Origin of the sequence: Streptomyces sp. NPDC056486, assembly GCF_042795295.1 — a bacterium.
Taxonomy (GTDB): Bacteria; Actinomycetota; Actinomycetes; order Streptomycetales; family Streptomycetaceae; genus Streptomyces.
In genome coordinates this window covers 1-16,801 of sequence record NZ_JBHTSF010000111.1, presented here as the reverse complement: position 1 = coordinate 16,801, position 16,801 = coordinate 1, and the positions used below count along the sequence as shown (strand labels likewise).

The 16,801-nt window shown below is 70.8% G+C and carries 13 protein-coding genes; 3 read left to right on the top strand and 10 right to left on the bottom strand.

The window, feature by feature from the left end:
* Nucleotides 1-18: 18 nt before the first annotated feature.
* From aceE to ACFQ7F_RS32510, 6 genes are all read right to left on the bottom strand, one after another.
* Nucleotides 19-2,715 carry a pyruvate dehydrogenase (acetyl-transferring), homodimeric type gene (gene aceE, locus ACFQ7F_RS32535; protein WP_383278251.1) on the bottom strand — a complete coding sequence of 899 codons (2,697 nt, stop codon included), beginning with the start codon at nt 2,713-2,715 and terminating at the stop codon, nt 19-21.
* A 313-nt stretch (nt 2,716-3,028) separates the two neighbouring features.
* Nucleotides 3,029-3,652: a GntR family transcriptional regulator gene (locus ACFQ7F_RS32530; RefSeq protein WP_383278248.1), complete on the bottom strand. Its 624-nt coding sequence runs from the start codon at nt 3,650-3,652 to the stop codon at nt 3,029-3,031.
* Between the two features lie 144 nt (nt 3,653-3,796).
* Nucleotides 3,797-5,605, bottom strand: a complete 1,809-nt coding sequence (gene sucB, locus ACFQ7F_RS32525; RefSeq protein ID WP_383278245.1) for a 2-oxoglutarate dehydrogenase, E2 component, dihydrolipoamide succinyltransferase — start codon at nt 5,603-5,605, stop codon at nt 3,797-3,799.
* A 99-nt stretch (nt 5,606-5,704) separates the two neighbouring features.
* Nucleotides 5,705-7,093 carry a dihydrolipoyl dehydrogenase gene (gene lpdA / locus ACFQ7F_RS32520; protein WP_383278242.1) on the bottom strand — a complete coding sequence of 463 codons (1,389 nt, stop codon included), beginning with the start codon at nt 7,091-7,093 and terminating at the stop codon, nt 5,705-5,707.
* 314 nt (nt 7,094-7,407) lie between these two features.
* Complete coding sequence (locus ACFQ7F_RS32515; protein WP_383278239.1) at nt 7,408-8,940, bottom strand: leucyl aminopeptidase; 1,533 nt, start codon at nt 8,938-8,940, stop codon at nt 7,408-7,410.
* A 175-nt stretch (nt 8,941-9,115) separates the two neighbouring features.
* Nucleotides 9,116-9,898, bottom strand: coding sequence for an adenosylcobinamide-GDP ribazoletransferase (locus ACFQ7F_RS32510; protein ID WP_383278236.1), 783 nt, complete (start codon nt 9,896-9,898; stop codon nt 9,116-9,118).
* Nucleotides 9,899-10,004: 106 nt separating this feature from the next.
* Between ACFQ7F_RS32510 and ACFQ7F_RS32505 the strand changes: the two genes are divergently transcribed.
* On the top strand, nt 10,005-10,763 hold the full coding sequence (locus tag ACFQ7F_RS32505) for a hypothetical protein (protein WP_383278233.1): 759 nt from the start codon (nt 10,005-10,007) through the stop codon (nt 10,761-10,763).
* On the opposite strand, the gene ACFQ7F_RS32500 is transcribed toward ACFQ7F_RS32505, so the two are convergent.
* The 3 genes from ACFQ7F_RS32500 to cobT are packed head-to-tail and all read right to left on the bottom strand — an operon-like array spanning nt 10,709 to nt 14,334.
* Nucleotides 10,709-11,425, bottom strand: coding sequence for a hypothetical protein (locus tag ACFQ7F_RS32500; RefSeq protein WP_383278231.1), 717 nt, complete (start codon nt 11,423-11,425; stop codon nt 10,709-10,711). The two genes, ACFQ7F_RS32505 and ACFQ7F_RS32500, sit on opposite strands and share 55 nt — an antisense overlap.
* A complete protein-coding gene (locus ACFQ7F_RS32495) occupies nt 11,422-13,170 on the bottom strand; it encodes a phosphatidylglycerol lysyltransferase domain-containing protein (protein WP_383278228.1) in 1,749 nt (582 codons plus the stop codon). Before ACFQ7F_RS32495 ends, ACFQ7F_RS32500 begins: the two co-directional genes overlap by 4 nt.
* 57 nt (nt 13,171-13,227) lie before the next feature.
* Complete coding sequence (cobT, locus tag ACFQ7F_RS32490; protein ID WP_383278225.1) at nt 13,228-14,334, bottom strand: nicotinate-nucleotide--dimethylbenzimidazole phosphoribosyltransferase; 1,107 nt, start codon at nt 14,332-14,334, stop codon at nt 13,228-13,230.
* Nucleotides 14,335-14,487: 153 nt separating this feature from the next.
* Between cobT and ACFQ7F_RS32485 the strand changes: the two genes are divergently transcribed.
* Complete coding sequence (locus tag ACFQ7F_RS32485; protein ID WP_383278222.1) at nt 14,488-15,225, top strand: class I SAM-dependent methyltransferase; 738 nt, start codon at nt 14,488-14,490, stop codon at nt 15,223-15,225.
* Between the two features lie 9 nt (nt 15,226-15,234).
* Here ACFQ7F_RS32485 and ACFQ7F_RS32480 read toward each other — a convergent pair whose 3' ends face one another.
* The gene (locus tag ACFQ7F_RS32480) at nt 15,235-16,434 is read right to left on the bottom strand and encodes a bifunctional adenosylcobinamide kinase/adenosylcobinamide-phosphate guanylyltransferase (protein ID WP_383278219.1); all 1,200 of its coding nucleotides are present in this window, start codon (nt 16,432-16,434) and stop codon (nt 15,235-15,237) included.
* 91 nt (nt 16,435-16,525) lie between these two features.
* Here ACFQ7F_RS32480 and ACFQ7F_RS32475 point away from each other — a divergent pair, with 91 nt between their 5' ends.
* The gene (locus ACFQ7F_RS32475) at nt 16,526-16,747 is read left to right on the top strand and encodes a hypothetical protein (protein ID WP_383278216.1); all 222 of its coding nucleotides are present in this window, start codon (nt 16,526-16,528) and stop codon (nt 16,745-16,747) included.
* Nucleotides 16,748-16,801: the final 54 nt, after the last annotated feature.

Here is a 16,801-nt window from a genome sequence, read left to right as displayed (position 1 = left end):
CACACATCAGGCCGAAGGCTACAGACCGTACTTGGCCCGAGCCTCCTTCACCGCGGAAGCGGGAACCTCGCCCCGCCGCGCCAGCTGCGCAAGAGCGGCGACGACGATCGACTCGGCGTCGATGCCGAAGTGGCGACGCGCCGCGTCACGCGTGTCCGAGATACCGAAGCCGTCCGCGCCGAGGGACGAGTAGTCCTGCTCGACCCACTGCGCGATCTGGTCGGGAACCTGCCGCATGTAGTCGGAGACGGCGAGCACGGGACCCTGCGCACCCTCAAGGGCGCTGCGCACGTAAGGAGTCTGCTCCTCGCCGCGCAGGATCGCCTCGTCCGCCTCGAGGGCGTCGCGGCGCAGCTCGGTCCAGGAGGTCGCGGACCACACGTCGGCGGCCACACCCCACTCCTCGGCGAGCATCTTCTGGGCGGCGAGTGTCCAGTGGATGGCCGTACCCGAACCGATCAGCTGGATGCGCGCGGCGTTGGCCGCCGCCGCAAGACCAGCCGTCTCGGCCGTGTTGAAGCGGTACAGACCGCGCACGATGCCCTCGTCGACGCCCGCGGGCTTCGCGGGCTGCGGCATCGGCTCGTTGTAGACGGTGAGGTAGTAGAAGACGTTCTGGTCCTCACCGGGGGCCGCCTCGCCGTACATCCGGCGCAGACCGTCCTTGACGATCGCCGCGACCTCGTAGGCGAACGCGGGGTCGTACGACATGGCGGCGGGGTTCGTCGCGGCGATCACCGGGGAGTGGCCGTCCGCGTGCTGCAGACCCTCGCCCGTCAGCGTCGTACGACCGGCAGTGGCGCCGACGAGGAAGCCGCGGCCGAGCTGGTCGCCGAGCTGCCACATCTGGTCGGCGGTCCGCTGCCAGCCGAACATCGAGTAGAAGATGTAGAAGGGGATCATCGCCTCGCCGTGCGTCGCGTACGACGACGAAGCGGCGATGAAGTCCGCCATGGACCCGGCCTCGGTGATCCCCTCGTTGAGGATCTGGCCGTCCTTGGCCTCCTTGTAGTACATCAGCTGGTCGCGGTCGACCGGCTCGTACGTCTGACCCTTCGGCGAGTAGATGCCGAGCGAGGGGAAGAGCGACTCCATGCCGAAGGTGCGCGCCTCGTCGGGGACGATCGGCACCCAGCGCTTGCCGGTCTCCTTGTCCCGTACGAGGTCCTTGACCAGGCGTACGAAGGCCATGGTCGTCGCCATCGACTGCGAGCCCGAGCCCTTGTCGAACGAGGCGAACGACTTGTCGGCGGGGGCGGGCAGCGGCGCGAGGGGCTGCGTGCGACGGGCCGGGGCCGGACCGCCGAGGGCGGCACGGCGCTCCTGGAGGTAGCGGACCTCGGGGGCGTCGGCACCCGGGTGGCCGTAGGGCACCTGGCCGTCGACGAACGCGCTGTCCGGGATCGGCAGCTCGAGGAGGTCGCGCATGTCCTTGAACTCGTCCACCGTGAGCTTCTTCATCTGGTGGTTGGCGTTCTTGGACTCGAAGCCCTTGCCGAGCGTGAATCCCTTGACCGTCTGCGCGAGGATCACGGTCGGCGCGCCCTTGTGGGTGAGCGCCGCACGGTAGGCCGCGTAGACCTTGCGGGCCTCGTGGCCGCCGCGCGAGAGGTGGAAACACTCGCTGATCTTGTCGTCGCTGAGCAGCTTGCCCAGCTCGACGAGCGCGGGCTCGGCGCCGAAGAAGTGCTCGCGGATGTAGGCGGCGTCGCGCGTCGCATACGTCTGGAACTGCGCGTCCGGCACCTCGCGGAGGCGGCGGACCAGGGCGCCAGTGGCGTCGAGCCGGAACAGCTCGTCCCAGGCGTTGCCCCACAGGACCTTGATGACGTTCCAGCCGGCGCCGCGGAACTGGGCCTCCAGCTCCTGCACCACGCGGAAGTTGGCGCGGACCGGGCCGTCGAGGCGCTGCAGGTTGCAGTTGATGACGTACGTGAGGTTGTCGAGACCCTCACGTGCGGCGAGCGCGAGGGCTGCCGTCGACTCGGGCTCGTCCATCTCGCCGTCACCGAGGAACGCCCACACGTGCGAGGCGGAGACGTCCTTGATGTTGCGGTTGGTGAGGTAGCGGTTGAAGCGCGCCTGGTAGATCGCCGACAGCGGGCCGAGGCCCATGGAGACGGTCGGGAACTCCCACAGCCAGGGCAGACGGCGCGGGTGCGGGTAGGACGGCAGGCCGTTGCCACCCGCCTCCTGGCGGAAGTTGTCGAGCTGCGTCTCGTTCAGACGGCCGTCGAGGAAGGCGCGGGCGTAGATGCCGGGGGATGCGTGGCCCTGGATGTAGAGCTGGTCGCCGGAGCCGTCCCCCTCCTTGCCCTGGAAGAAGTGGTTGAAGCCGGTCTCGTACAGCCAGGCGGCGGAGGCGAAGGTGGCGATGTGGCCGCCCACTCCGTGTTTGCTGCCCCGGGTCACCATCGCGGCCGCGTTCCAGCGGTTCCACGCGGCGATGCGCTGCTCCATCGCCTCGTCGCCCTCGACCGCCGGCTCGGCGGAGGTGGGGATGGTGTTGACGTAATCGGTCTCAAGGAGCTTGGGCAGCGCCAGGCCCGCGCCCTCGGCGCGCTCCAGCGTGCGCCGCATCAGGTATGCGGCACGGTGCGGCCCGGCCGCCTGGGTAACGGCGTCCAGGGAGGCCTGCCATTCGGCGGTCTCCTCGGGGTCGCGGTCCGGGAGCTGGTCGAGCTCGCTCGGCTGGATTGCGGAGGGGTCGGTCATGTCGCCGCCTTCCTGAGTCGGAGGGGGTCCCCTGTTCGGTAAGGGGTGGGGGTGCCCTAGGTCTTTGGCAGGACAGGGCGTGAGGCTCTGGTGAGAGCCCGTCGGAGACTCTAACTCCGTGATCGATGATCGATCAAAGGGTTGAAGGCGAAAACTCCTTCATATTCAGAAAGTAGGCATCCGGTGCCAACAAATCGGGCACGCGGTGCCTTCGATTTGAAGGATCGAGGCAGGGATCTTCGCAGGTGAGAGCACGTATGAGCGCGGCGGCCACGGATGAGCGCGAGCTCCCGGAGCGGCCCTGTGGGACAGGTCAGGCGCGCGGCGCGCAGCCCAGCACGTGGGCCTTCACCAGCTCGGCGATCGCGGGATCCCGGCTCCGGAAGGCCGAGACCAGAGCCTCGTGCTCCTCCGCGTACGACTGCTGCACCGTCCCGAGCCACCGGATGGACAGCGCCGTGAAGACCTCGATGCCCAGGCCCTCCCAGGTGTGAAGGAGGACGGAGTTGTCCGCGGCCCGTACCAACTCCCGGTGGAAACCGACCGTGTGCCGCACCTGAGAGGTGCCGTCGGCGGCCCGGTCCGCCTCGTACAGGGCGGCGACATGGGGTTCGAGGGCCGAGCAGTCCACGGCCAGGCTCTCCGCCGCCAGCTCGGCGGCGATGGCCTCCAGGCCCGCACGGACGGGGTAGCTCTCCTCCAGGTCCGCCGCGGTCAGGTTCCGTACGCGAACGCCCTTGTTGGGCGCCGACTCGATGAGCCGCAGTGTCTCGAGCTCCCGCAGGGCTTCCCGTACGGGTGTCTGCGAGACCTCGAGCTCCACGGCGATCCGCCGCTCCACGATCCGCTCGCCCGGCTGCCAGCGCCCGCTGACGATCCCCTCCACGATGTGCTCGCGGATCTGTTCGCGCAGCGAGTGAACGACGGGCGCGGTCATGTGGGCTCCTCCGGCGGGGCAGCGCCCCAGGGCGTTGTGACCCCTAGACAATACGGCGACGCCCCCGCTCGGAAACCTCCGAACGGGGGCGTACGCACTGATGAGACGAGTCTTACAGCCCTGAGGCCGAAGAACTACAGGGAGCTACAGGCCGAGCTCGACCTCGAACTCGCCCGCCTCCAGGATCGCCTTGACCGTGGTCAGGTAACGGGCGGCGTCCGCGCCGTCCACCAGACGGTGGTCGTAGGAGAGCGAGAGGTACGTCATGTCACGGATCGCGATGGTCTCGCCGAGGTCCGGGTGGTTGATGACCACCGGACGCTTGACCGTGGCACCGATGCCGAGGATGGCGGCCTGGTTCGGCGGCACGATGACCGTGTCGAACAGGGCACCGCGCGAACCGGTGTTGGAGACCGTGAAGGTGGCGCCGGACATGTCGTCCGGGGTGAGGCCACCGCCACGGGCCTTGCCGGCCAGCTCTGCGGTCTTCTTGGAGATACCGGCGATGTTCAGGTCGCCCGCACCCTTGATGACCGGCGTCATCAGACCCTTCTCGGCGTCAACGGCGATGCCGATGTTCTCCGAGTCGAAGTACGTGATGGTGCCTTCGTCGTCGTTGATCCGGGCGTTGACGACCGGGTGGGCCTTCAGCGCCTGGGCGGCGGCCTTGACGAAGAACGGCATCGGGGAGAGCTTGACGCCCTCGCGAGCCGCGAACGAGTCCTTCGCCTTGGCGCGCAGCTTCATCAGCTTCGTGATGTCGACCTCGAGGACCGAGGTCAGTTGGGCCTGCGAGTGCAGCGCCTTCATCATGTTGTCGCCGATGACCTTGCGCATGCGGGTCATCTTGACCGTCTGACCGCGGAGGGGAGAGACCTCCAGGGCCGGAGCCTTCGACGGGGCCGGAGCAGCGGCGGCCGGAGCCGGGGCCGCGGCCTTCTTGGCCTCGGCGGCGGCGATGACGTCCTGCTTGCGGATGCGGCCACCGACGCCGGTGCCCTTGACGTCCGACAGGCTCACGCCGTGCTCGTTGGCCAGCTTGCGGACCAGTGGCGTGACGTACGCACCGTCGTCGGCCGGGGAGGCCTGCGCCGGGGCGGCGGGAGCGGACGGAGCCGGAGCGGCGGGCTGCGCCGGGGCGGGCGCGGCCGGAGCAGCCGGAGCAGCGGGCTGAGCCGGAGCCGGAGCGGCAGCGGCGGGCGCGGCCGGGGCGGCGGGCTCGGGAGCCGGAGCCGCGGGGGCGGCCGGAGCGGGCTTCTCGGCGGCAGGAGCGGCCGGGGCAGCCGGAGCGGCAGCGGCAGGAGCCGCACCGGGAGCGCCGACGACGGCGAGCTTGGCGCCGACCTCAGCGGTCTCGTCCTCGCCCACGACGATCTCGAGCAGCACGCCCGCGACCGGGGAGGGGATCTCGGTGTCGACCTTGTCCGTGGAGACCTCGAGCAGGGGCTCGTCCTCCGCGACCTCCTCGCCGACCTCCTTCAGCCAACGGGTGACGGTGCCCTCGGTGACCGACTCGCCCAGTGCGGGCAGCGTGACGTCGGTACCGGAGGCGCCACCGGCCGGGGCTGCCGGGGCGGCAGGCGCCTCGGCGGCGGGAGCCGGAGCCGCGGGGGCCTCGGCGGCGGGGGCCGGAGCCTCCTCCTGCGCGGGCTCGGCGGCCGGAGCGGACTCGGCAGCGGGCTGTGCTGCATCAGCCGCCTCCGGCGCCGGGCCACTGCCGTCGTCGATGACGGCCAGCTCGGCGCCGACCTCGACGGTCTCGTCCTCGGCGACCTTGATGGAGGCCAGGATGCCCGCGGCAGGGGAGGGGATCTCGGTGTCGACCTTGTCGGTCGAGACCTCGAGCAACGGCTCGTCGGCCTCGACGCGCTCGCCCTCGGCCTTCAGCCAACGGGTGACAGTGCCCTCGGTGACGCTCTCGCCGAGCGCCGGAAGGGATACGGAAACCGCCATGGTTTCAGTTGCTCCTTACAAAAATTGGGGCCTCCCCTGCTCGAGCGTAGTCGAGAGCTTGGGGAAGGAAGTCTAGGTCGTCGCGCCCGAAACTGAAGGTCAGTCGTGGGAGTGGAGAGGCTTGCCTGCGAGGGCCAGGTGAGCCTCGCCCATCGCCTCGTTCTGCGTCGGGTGGGCGTGGATGAGCTGGGCGACCTCGGCCGGCAGCGCTTCCCAGTTGTAGATCAGCTGAGCTTCGCCGACCTGCTCGCCCATGCGGTCGCCGACCATGTGGACGCCGACCACGGCACCGTCCTTGACCTGGACGAGCTTGATCTCGCCCGCGGTCTTGAGGATCTTGCTCTTGCCGTTGCCCGCCAGGCTGTACTTGAGGGCGACGACCTTGTCCGCGCCGTAGATCTCCTTGGCCTTGGCCTCGGTGATGCCCACGGAGGCGACCTCGGGGTGGCAGTACGTCACCTTCGGCACGCCGTCGTAGTCGATCGGGACGGTCTTGAGACCGGCCAGACGCTCCGCCACCAGGATGCCCTCGGCGAAGCCGACGTGCGCGAGCTGGAGGGTCGGCACCAGGTCGCCCACGGCCGAGATGGTCGGGACGTTGGTCTGCATGTACTCGTCGGCGAGGACGAAGCCGCGGTCCATCGCGACGCCCTGCTCCTCGTAGCCGAGACCCGAGGAGACCGGGCCGCGGCCGATGGCGACGAGCAGCACCTCGGCGTCGAAGGTCTTGCCGTCGGCGAGGGTCACGCGGACGCCGTCCTGCGTGTACTCGGCCTTCTCGAAGAAGGTGCCGAGGTTGAACTTGATGCCGCGCTTGCGGAACGCGCGCTCAAGAAGCTTCGAGGAGTTCTCGTCCTCGACCGGCACGAGGTGCTTGAGGCCCTCGACGACGGTCACATCGGACCCGAAGGACTTCCACGCCGAGGCGAACTCGACGCCGATGACGCCGCCGCCCAGGATGATCGCGGACTTCGGCACGCGGTCCAGGGTGAGCGCGTGGTCCGAGGAGATGATGCGGTTGCCGTCGATCTCCAGGCCCGGCAGTGACTTCGGCACGGAGCCGGTCGCGAGAAGCACGTGGCGGCCCTGGACGCGCTGGCCGTTCACGTCCACGGAGGTCGGGGACGAAAGCTTTCCCTCGCCCTCGATGTACGTCACCTTGCGCGAGGCGATGAGTCCCTGCAGGCCCTTGTAGAGGCCGGAGATCACGTCGTCCTTGTACTTGTGGACGGCCGCCATGTCGATGCCCTCGAAGGTGGCCTTCACGCCGAACTGGTCGGCTTCGCGTGCCTGGTCGGCGATCTCACCGGCGTGCAGCAGCGCCTTCGTGGGGATGCAGCCGTTGTGCAGGCAGGTGCCGCCGACCTTGCCCTTCTCGATCAGGGCGACGTCCAGGCCCAGCTGCGACGCGCGCAGTGCCGCGGCGTAACCGCCGCTACCGCCGCCGAGGATCACTAGGTCGAAAACGGTGCTGGCGTCGTTCGCCACGTCACGTCCTCCATGCATGTGCGCCGTACGCCGGACCGCTCTTCCCGGGGGACGACCGGTCGGTCGGCTGGTATTCGGCCGCTCTTGTTTCGGCCCTGTGGTGGGGGCCCTGTCCTGCCGAGAACCCATCTTCGCACTTGTCGGCGAGAGGTGGGACGGCGGGCCGGGCTGTGAGACGTCTGATTCGACACGTCCGGGCGTTACCCAGGCGTACGAACGTACGGATTTCGTTGAGGGCGAAATCGGCCGGACGCAGCCAAGGGCCCGGGCATCTGGGTGTCCGGGCCCTGGCTTGCGTACGACAGAACTGCAGGTCAGCCGAGGTCGCCCGCGGCCGTCCGCTCGGCGAGGCGGACCAGGGTGCGGACCGCGGTGCCGGTGCCGCCCTTGGGCGTGTAGCCGAACGGGCCGCCCTCGTTGAAGGCCGGGCCCGCGATGTCCAGGTGCGCCCAGGTGATGCCCTCGCCGACGAACTCCTTGAGGAAGAGACCGGCCACCAGACCGCCGCCCATGCGCTCGCCCATGTTGGCGATGTCGGCGGTGGGGGAGTCCATGCCCTTCAGCAGGTGCTCGGGCAGCGGCATCGGCCAGGAGGGCTCGCCCGCCTCTTCGGAGGCGTCGTGGATCGCGGCGCGGAAGGCGTCGTCGTTGGCCATGATGCCGAAGGTGCGGTTGCCGAGCGCCATCATCATCGCGCCGGTCAGCGTGGCCACGTCGATGATCGCGTCGGGCTTGTCCTCGGAGGCCTTGGCGATCGCGTCGGCCAGGACCAGGCGGCCCTCGGCGTCCGTGTTGAGCACCTCGACGGTCTTGCCGCTGTACATGCGCAGGACGTCGCCCGGGCGGGTCGCCGAACCCGACGGCATGTTCTCGGCGAGCGCCAGCCAGCCGGTGACGTTCACCTCGAGGCCCAGGCGCGCGGCGGAGACGACGGCGGCGAAGACGGCCGCGGCACCGGCCATGTCGCACTTCATCGTCTCGTTGTGACCGGCGGGCTTGAGCGAGATGCCGCCCGAGTCGTACGTGATGCCCTTGCCGACGAAGGCGAGGTGCTTCTTCGCCTTGGACGACGTGTACGAGAGCTTGACCAGGCGCGGCGGGGCGTCCGAGCCGACGCCGACGCCGAGGATGCCGCCGAAGCCGCCCTTGGCGAGCGCCTTCTCGTCCAGGACCTGGACCTTGATGCCGTGCTCCTTGGCGGCCGCGGACGCGACCGCGGCGAAGGCCTCGGGGTTCAGGTCGTTCGGCGGGGTGTTGATGAGGTCGCGGGCGCGGTTGAGCTCCTCGGACACGGCGACGGCGCGCTCGACGGCGGCCTTGTACGCCTTGTCGCGGGGCTTGCCGCCGAGCAGGGCGATCTCGGCGAGCGGACCCTTGGTGTCCTTGCCGTTCTTGGCCTTCGCGGCGCCGTTCTCCTTGTACGCGTCGAACGAGTACGCGCCGAGCAGCGCGCCCTCGGCGATCGCGCCGGTGTCATCGGCGTCCTCGGCGGGCAGCGCGAACGCGGCCTTCTTCGAGCCGGACAGGGCGCGCGCGGCGGTGCCGGCGGCGCGGCGCAGGGCGTCGGTGCCGTACGTCTCGTCCTTCTCCGGCACCGTGCCGAGACCGACCGCGACGACGACCGGCGCCTTGAAGCCGGAAGGCGCGGGGAGCTTGGTCACCTCGCCCTCGCCGCCCGTGGCGCCGAGGGTCTCCAGGACGGACGCGAGCTTGCCGTCGTACGCCTTTTCCACGGCCTCGGCGCCGGGTGCGACAACCGGGCCCTTGGCGCCCTTGGCGACGCCGACGACGATCGCGTCGGCGCGCAAGCCGGACGCGGCGGCGGTGCTGAGAGTCAGAGCAGTCACGGTGGTGAATTCTCGCTTCCGTTGAGTTCTTTGGCCGATGGGTGGGTCGACCCGGCCCGACGCCAGCCTAGAACGGGCCGGAAAAGCGCCGAACATGAGCCTACGCGCGTCGTGCCCATTCGATTGTGTTGGCGGAGATTCATCCGTTCGTGGCTCCGCTTTGATGTTTCAAATGTCAGCCGAGGGCCAAGACCACCAGGGCCGCCGTGGCGGCGGTCTCGGCGAGCGCGCCGAAGACGTCGCCGGTGATGCCGCCGAAGCGGCGGACGCAGTGCCTCAGGAGGAGTTCGGCGGCGCAGACCGCGAGGACGACCGCGGCCGCGTACTGCACGATCTCGTACGTCCCCAAGGGCGCGGCGGCGATCGCGGCCACCGCGGTGACGAGCGCCCCCGCGAGCAGGGCGGCGCCCTGGGGCACGGTCCCGGCCACCGCTGCCCCGAGTCCCTCAGGGCGGGCCGCCGGGATGCCCTTGCGGGCGGCCAGGGTGAGGGCGAGACGGGCGGCGCTCGCCGAGACGACCGCGGCGAGTGCGCCCCGGGTCCATGAGGCTTCGTACAGCTGGAAGAGGACGGCCACTTGGGCGAGCAGAGTGAAGAGCAGTGTGATGACGCCGAAGGGGCCGACGTCGGACTGCTTCATGATGCTCAGCGCCTGGTCGGCCGGCTTGGCGCTGCCGAGTCCGTCGGCGGTGTCGGCGAGGCCGTCGAGGTGGAGGCCGCGGGTGAGTATGGCGGGGACGGCGGCGCTCGCCACCGCGGCGAGCAGAGGTCCCGAGCCGAGCGCCATGAGCAGGCCGCCGAGCCCGGCCGCACAGAGCCCGACGACCAGCCCCGCCAGGGGAGCACAGAGCATCCCGGCGCGGGCGGCCTCGCGGTCCCACTTGGTGACTCTGACCGGGAGCGCGGTGAGGGTGCCGAAGGCGAAGCGGAGTCCGTCGGCGGGGGAGATTCGGGGCACCGCGGAAGATTACCTGGGGCCGGCGGGGCCGAAGCGGTCACCCGCTGCCCGCCGCCCGCCGCCCGCAGCGAATGCGGCAAGCAGCCCCCCGGCTCAGGATGGCCCCATGGCCGACTGGTGGTACCGGAACATCACGGAGCCGGGAAAGCTGCCGCTCCTCCTGGCCCTGCTCTCCTTCGTGGGCTCTTTCCTCGTCACGAGAACCATCACGCGCCTCATCCGCGCGGGCAAGGGCCCCTTCCGGAACATCAGTTCGGGCGAGGTGCACATCCACCACGTCGTGCCGGGCATCTTCCTCATGCTCGTGGGCGGATTCTGGGCGGTCGCGGCCGGCAGGCACAGCCTCGCCGCGATGTTCGCGGCGGTCTTCTTCGGCGTGGGCGCCGGTCTCGTACTCGACGAGTTCGCGTTGATCCTCTATCTCGACGACGTCTACTGGAGCGAGCGGGGCCGCAAGAGCGTCGAGGTCGTGATGCTGACCGCGGCCCTGGTGGTGCTCGTGCTCACCGGCTTCACCCCGCTCGGCGTGGACGACCTGACGCCCGAGGAGCGGGACAACCGTGCGGGCCTCGCCCTGAACGTCGCCGTCAACTGCTGCTTCGCCCTGATCGCCCTGGCCAAGGGCAAGCTGCGGACGGCCCTGATCGGCGTGGTGATCCCGCTGGTCGCGATAGTGGGCGCGGTCCGCCTCGCCCGCCCCGGATCGGCGTGGGCCAGGCGCTTCTACCGCAACAGGCCCCGCGCCCGCGCCCGATCGGGCCTGCGCGCTTTCCGCCACGACCGCCGCTGGGCGGGCCCGCGCCGCAAGGTTCAGGACTGGATCGGCGGCAAACCGGACCCGGAACTCGCGCGCCCGCGCCGCTGAGACACCGCCGTGCAGGCGCCCAGCACGAGGACCGCGACGATCGCCGCCAGATGCTCCCTGCCCGCGAGGTTGTTCTTGACGAGCACCTCGACGACCATCAGGGCGATCACGAACCCCGCCGTGAACCGGGCCCGGTAGCGCCAGCACACGTAGACCGCGAGTCCGACCACCGCGGCGGAAGGACCGGTGTCGACGACCTGTGCGGCGGACGCGGGAAGCCCCAGCGGGTGGCCGGGACCCCAGTCGATGCCCACGCGCGCGTAGAGCGTGCCCGCCAGGGTGGCCACGTAGCCGATGACGAGCGTGCGCCACCAGCCGACGCAGATCTCCGCGATGCCGAACACCAGCAGGATCTGCGCGAGCGCGCCCCAGACGGGCAGGTCGAGCGCGGGCACGAAGAGGGAGAGCGGGGTGCGGAGCAGGGCCAGCGGGAGGGGCTCCTCGGCCCGTACGGAGCCGATGTTCTGCACGAACTGGTAGCCCCAGGACTGGTTCTGCACGAACTGGAGGAGGGCGGTGAGGCAGACGGCGGCCAGCGTCATGGGCGCCGCCCGCCACCGCCGCCCGGTGATGCCGCCGCGCACGGTGACGTACAGCGGCCCCCACTCGCGCCGGGCCAGCCGGGCGAGGCAGGCGAGGCGGGCCGGGACCGGTGTGCTCATCGTCGGGACTCCAGATGCTTGCGGTGCAGCCACTTCGGCAGGCCCGGCGCTTCCAGGAAGCCCTCCGCGCGGGCCGACGCGATGCCGATGCGCGGCAGGTCACCGCTCTTCTCGAAGAGAAGGAAGCGGGGCTCCCAGATCGGGCGGTACTTCGCGTTGGCGCGGTACAGCGACTCGATCTGCCACCACCGCGAGAAGAAGGTGAGCAGGGAGCGCCACAGCCGCAGGACCGGGCCCGCGCCGAGCCGCGAGCCACGCTCGAAGACCGACCTGAACATCGCGAAGTTCAGTGAGACCTGAGTGATCTTGATCTCGGCGGCGCGCTGGAGCAGCTCGATGACCATGAACTCCATCAGGCCGTTCTCGGCGTCGCGGTCGCGCCGCATCAGGTCGAGCGAGAGCCCGTTCGGCCCCCAGGGGACGAAGGAGAGCACCGCTCTCAACACGCCGTCCCCATCGGTGCATTCGAGCATCACGCACCGCCCGTCACCCGGGTCACCGAGCCGTCCGAGCGCCATGGAGAAGCCGCGCTCGGTGGCCCCGTCACGCCAGTCGTCGGCCCGCTCGATCAGGTACGCCATCTCGTCGGCCGGAATGTCCTCGTGGCGGCGGATCCGCACCTCGTACCCGGCCCGCTCGACCCGGTTGTACGCCTGGCGGACCGTCCGCATGGCTCGGCCCTCCAAAGTGAACTCGCCGGTTTCGACGATGGCTTCGTCGCCCAGTTCGAGCGCGTCGAGGCCGTGCCGGGCGTAGATGGTCCCCGCCTCCTCGCTCGCGCCCATCACGGCGGGGATCCAGCCGTGCTCGCGGGCGTCGGCGAGCCAGGGTTCGATGGCGCCGGGCCAGGCCTCCGGATCCCCGATGGGATCACCGGAGGCCAGCGAGACGCCGCCGATCACCCGATAGGCGACCGCCGCCTTGCCGCTCGGCGACCAGACGACGCTCTTCTCGCGGCGCAGCACGAAGTAGCCGAGGGAGTCGCGCTCGCCGTACTTGTCGAGCAGTTCGTGCAGCTTGTGCTCGTCGTCCTCGGTGAGCGGGTCGACCGCCTTGCGCGAGCGGAACGCGGCGTACAGGACGGCAAGGAGGAGGAGCGTGCTGAGCACGTTGATGGTGACGTTGACCCAGCCGGGCGTGGTGATGCCCTCGAACCGTGTGTCGTCGGCGGCCAGCGAGACCAGGCGCATCGTGCCGTAGCGCCAGCGGTCGAGGAAGGTCGAACGGTAGTCGTCGTGCGCGCGGTTGGTGACGGCGACCAGGAGCGCGGCGATCAGCGAGGTCACCAGGAGACCGCCGACGGCGACGGCCGCGGCGAGCTTGGGGTTGGAACGGTCGCCCTTGGCGTAGAACTCTCGGCGCCCGATGATCAGCGAGGCGACGAAGGCGGCGGTCAGGACGAGGGAGATCCAGTTCTGCGGGTACCGGCGGATCTCCGGGAAGACCATCGCGAACGCGAAGAGGAGCAGAAAGAGCCCGCTGAGTACGAGGTTGAGAATCCAGGCGGCACGTTTGCGGCGGCGCATCGTGATCGCCAGGAACATGGTGAATGCACCGGAGGCGAAGCCCGCGGTGAGCATGTATGGCGTGAAGTAGTTCTCGGTGTTGTGCCGCCGCAGATCCTGCCCGAGGGAGACCCAGACCGCGCTCAGGAAGTTGATGAAGGTGACGGCGCGCAGGTACCAGACACTGAAGGCCGCGGCGAGACGCTGACGGCGCCCGACAGTAGTTTGCTCATCTCCCATGAAAAGGGATCATATGGGGCATGCCGGGCCGCCCTCGACTGTGAGCGGCCGCGCCGCCTACTCCGCTTCGGTGTCAGCCTCCTGCTCGGCGTCGGTCTCCGGCTCCGGCTCCGGTTCGGCCTTGCGCTCGGGCAGTTCGGCGGAGAGCGCCGCCGCGGCCCGCACCAGTGGCAGCGCGAGCAGCGCCCCCATGCCCTCGCCCACCTGTACGCCCTGTTCGAGCACGGGATCGAGCGCCATCCGGTCAAGCGCCTTGGCCTGCGCGGGCTCCCCGCTGCTGTGCCCCGCGAGCCACCAGTCCGGTGCCCGGAAAGCGACCCGCTGGGCCACGAGCGCCGCCGCCGATGCGACAACGCCGTCCAGGATGACCGGCGTGCGCCGCACGGCGCTCTGCAGCAGGAATCCGGTCATGGCGGCGATGTCCGCCCCGCCCACCGTCGCGAGCAGCTCCAGCTGATCCCCGAGTACGGGCCGCGCCCGTCGCAGCGAATCGCGGACCGCCGCGCACTTGCGCATCCACGCCAGGTCGTCGATCGGTGCGCCGCCCCGTCCGGTCACCACGGACGCGTCGGTCCCGCACAGCGCGGCGACCAGCGTCGCCGCGGGTGTCGTCCCGCCGACGCTCACGTCGCCGAGCACGATCAGGTCGGTCCCGGAGTCCGCCTCCTCGTCCGCGACGGCCATCCCGGCCCGCACCGCGGCCTCGGCCTCCTCGGCCGAAAGGGCGTCCTCGATGTCGATACGCCCGGATCCGCGCCGCACCCGGTGCCCCGCCACCTGCGCGGGGAGTTCGGCCGGATCGCAGTCAAGGGCCATGTCGACGACCCGGACGGGCACGTCGATGCGGCGTGCGAGGACGGAGACGGGGCTCGCCCCGGAGAGCACGGCACGCACGAGCTCCGCCGCGCTGCCCGCGGGCCGCGCCGACACATCGAGCTTCGCCACCCCGTGGTCGCCCGCGAAAAGGATCACGCGTGGCCGCTCGATCGGCTTGACGGGCACCGATGACTGGGCCGCGGACAGCCACTCGCCCAGTTCGTCCAGGCGGCCGAGCGCCCCGGGCGGCACGCTCTGCCGTTCCCTGCGCTCCTCGGCGTCGCGGCGCACCCCGCCGTCGGGCCGCTCGATCAGGTCGGTGAAGTCGTCGAGATTCAGCGAGCTCATTCGCCGAACAGTACCGGCAGGGCCCGGGCCCGGGTCAGACGGCCCGGCAGCAGGCATCCGGGCCACCTCTACGGTGTCGCTGCGCCGACGCCGATGGTCTTTTACGTACGGTAATGATCCCTTTACATACGATTTGGGGAGCCCGTCACGCCCATGGACGCCGCCAAGGCCGCCGCAGCCCAGGCCGAGAAGATCCTCACCGTCCCGAGGGCCGCCCGCCGTCACCGGGCGCGGGCCAGGGCGATGGGCCGGTTCATCGAGGCCGAGAGCTGGCTGGACGTCGGGACCGGGCACGGGCACTTCCCCGCCGTCGCACAGCAGGCGCACCCGTACACCGCCTTCGACGGCCTCGACCTGACCGAGCGTGTGGAAGAGGGCCGCAGGGCCGGCCGCGTGGAGGAGGCCCACCGCGGGCTCCTCGCCGACCTGGCGCCGAGGCTCGCGGGGCGCTACGACGTGCTGAGCATGTTCCACTACCTGGAGCACAGCGCCGACCCGCGCATCGAACTCATCGCCGCCCGCACGGTATTGAGGCCCGGCGGCCATCTGATGATCGAGGTCCCCGTCCCGGAGAGCCGGTACGCCAAGATCCTCGACATGGGGTGGCTGCGGACCGGGCCCCACCACCGCATCCCGCTCGCCTTTCTCCGCCGCGAGTTGGAGAGCCTCGGCTACACCGTGGTGGCCACCGACCGGCGCGAGTCGCACATCCCGTTCACCCTGACCGCGGGCCTGGCCGTCACCCTCGGCCACATCCGTGCCACGGCCCGCGTCGCGGCCCCGCTCCTGGCCGCGGCGGCCCTGGCCGACCGGATCCTCGCCCCCCTGGTCAGCCGCACCCGGTTCGCCAACGCCTACCGGGTCGTCGCCCGCAGGAACCCGAACGCTTGAGGGTCCTGGTCAGCCCCGCAGGGTGAGCGCCTGGCCCGCCACGACCATCAGCACGTGCTCGCACTCCGCCGCGAACGCCACGTTGAGGCGGCCCAGTTCATCGCGGTAGCGGCGGCCCGACGCGGTCGCGGGGACGATGCCCGAACCGACCTCGTTCGATACGGCGACGACTGTGCGCCGACTCGCGCGCACCGCGTCCGTGAGCTCGGTGACCCGCTTGCGCAGCGCCCGCTCGCCACCGCCCGCCCACTCGGCGTCGTCCCACGCGTTCACCTCGTCCATGGCGTACGTCAGCCAGAGGGACAGGCAGTCGATGAGCAGCGGAGGGCCGCTCTCGGCGAGCAGCGGCACGAGGTCACAGGTCTCGGTGGTGCCCCACGACCCGGGCCGCCGTTCACGGTGGGCGCTCACCCGGTCCGCCCACTCCGAGTCGCCGTTCCTCGACCCGCCCGTGGCCACGTAAAGCACCTCAGGAAAGGCTTCGAGACGCCGCTCGGCCTCCACCGACTTCCCGGACCTGGCGCCGCCGAGCACGAGGGTGCGGCGCGGCACGTCCGGTACGTTCTCGTAGGCGCCGACCACCAGCGTCGTCCCGTCCGGCACGGCCCGCGCACCGGCGGCCGCCAGCCTGCGGGTCAGCTCCGCGCCCGGCGGCACCTCATGGCCCAGATGGACGGCGACGACGTCCGTGGTCGGCCCGATCGCACCGGCCGCCCGCAGCCGTGCGAGCCCGTCGGGGCGCCCGATGACATCGGCGACGACCATCTCGTACACGGGATGCTCGTCCGGCATCCCGGCGGGCGCGCCGCCCGGCGGCAGATACAGCAGCCGCTCCCCGTCGGGACCCACCACCTCGTACCCCGTGCCCGGATGATCCATCGCCACCGCGCGCACCCGGTGTCCGGTGAGCAGCGCCAGCTCACGCCCGTCGGGCACCCGGCCGGGCTGCGGAAGACCGGCCGGTACCTCCACCGATGGGCCGTCGTGCGGATGGGAGAGCAGAACCTGGCGTACGCCGCCGAGCGAGTGCCCGGAGCGGGCGGCCGCGAAGGCGGCGCCAGGGGTGAGGTCGAGCAGCAGGACGCCGTCCACCAGGAGTGCGGTGGCGGCCCGCGCGCCGCCGCCGAGCGCGGTCGCGCAGGCGGCGCAGGGGCAGCCGGGGCGGGGCAGGCCTTCGGGAGAGCCGGTGCCGAGCAGAGTCAGTTCCACGAGAAGATCCTCCCGCGTCGCCGCGAGCGGCGCTCGCCCGGCTAGGCTTCTAGCGGCTTCACAACAGCTGTCGAACCATCGGGAGGCTGGCATGGCGGCATGGATTTGGCGGTTCGAGAAGGCGGACGGGACGGAGGTCCAGCCCGCTCTGACGCCCGAAGAGTTCACGACTCAAGGGGACGCGGAGTCCTGGGTCGGCGAGTACTGGAAAGAGCTCGTCGACGGCGGCGCCGACCAGGTGTCGCTCTTCGAGGACACGAACAAGATCTATGGGCCGATGAGCCTGCACGCGGAGGACGCGGCGCAGGGTTGAGTGACGCCCGAACATGAAGGCCTGAGCGAGAGGGGGGTGGCTGCAACCGCAGCC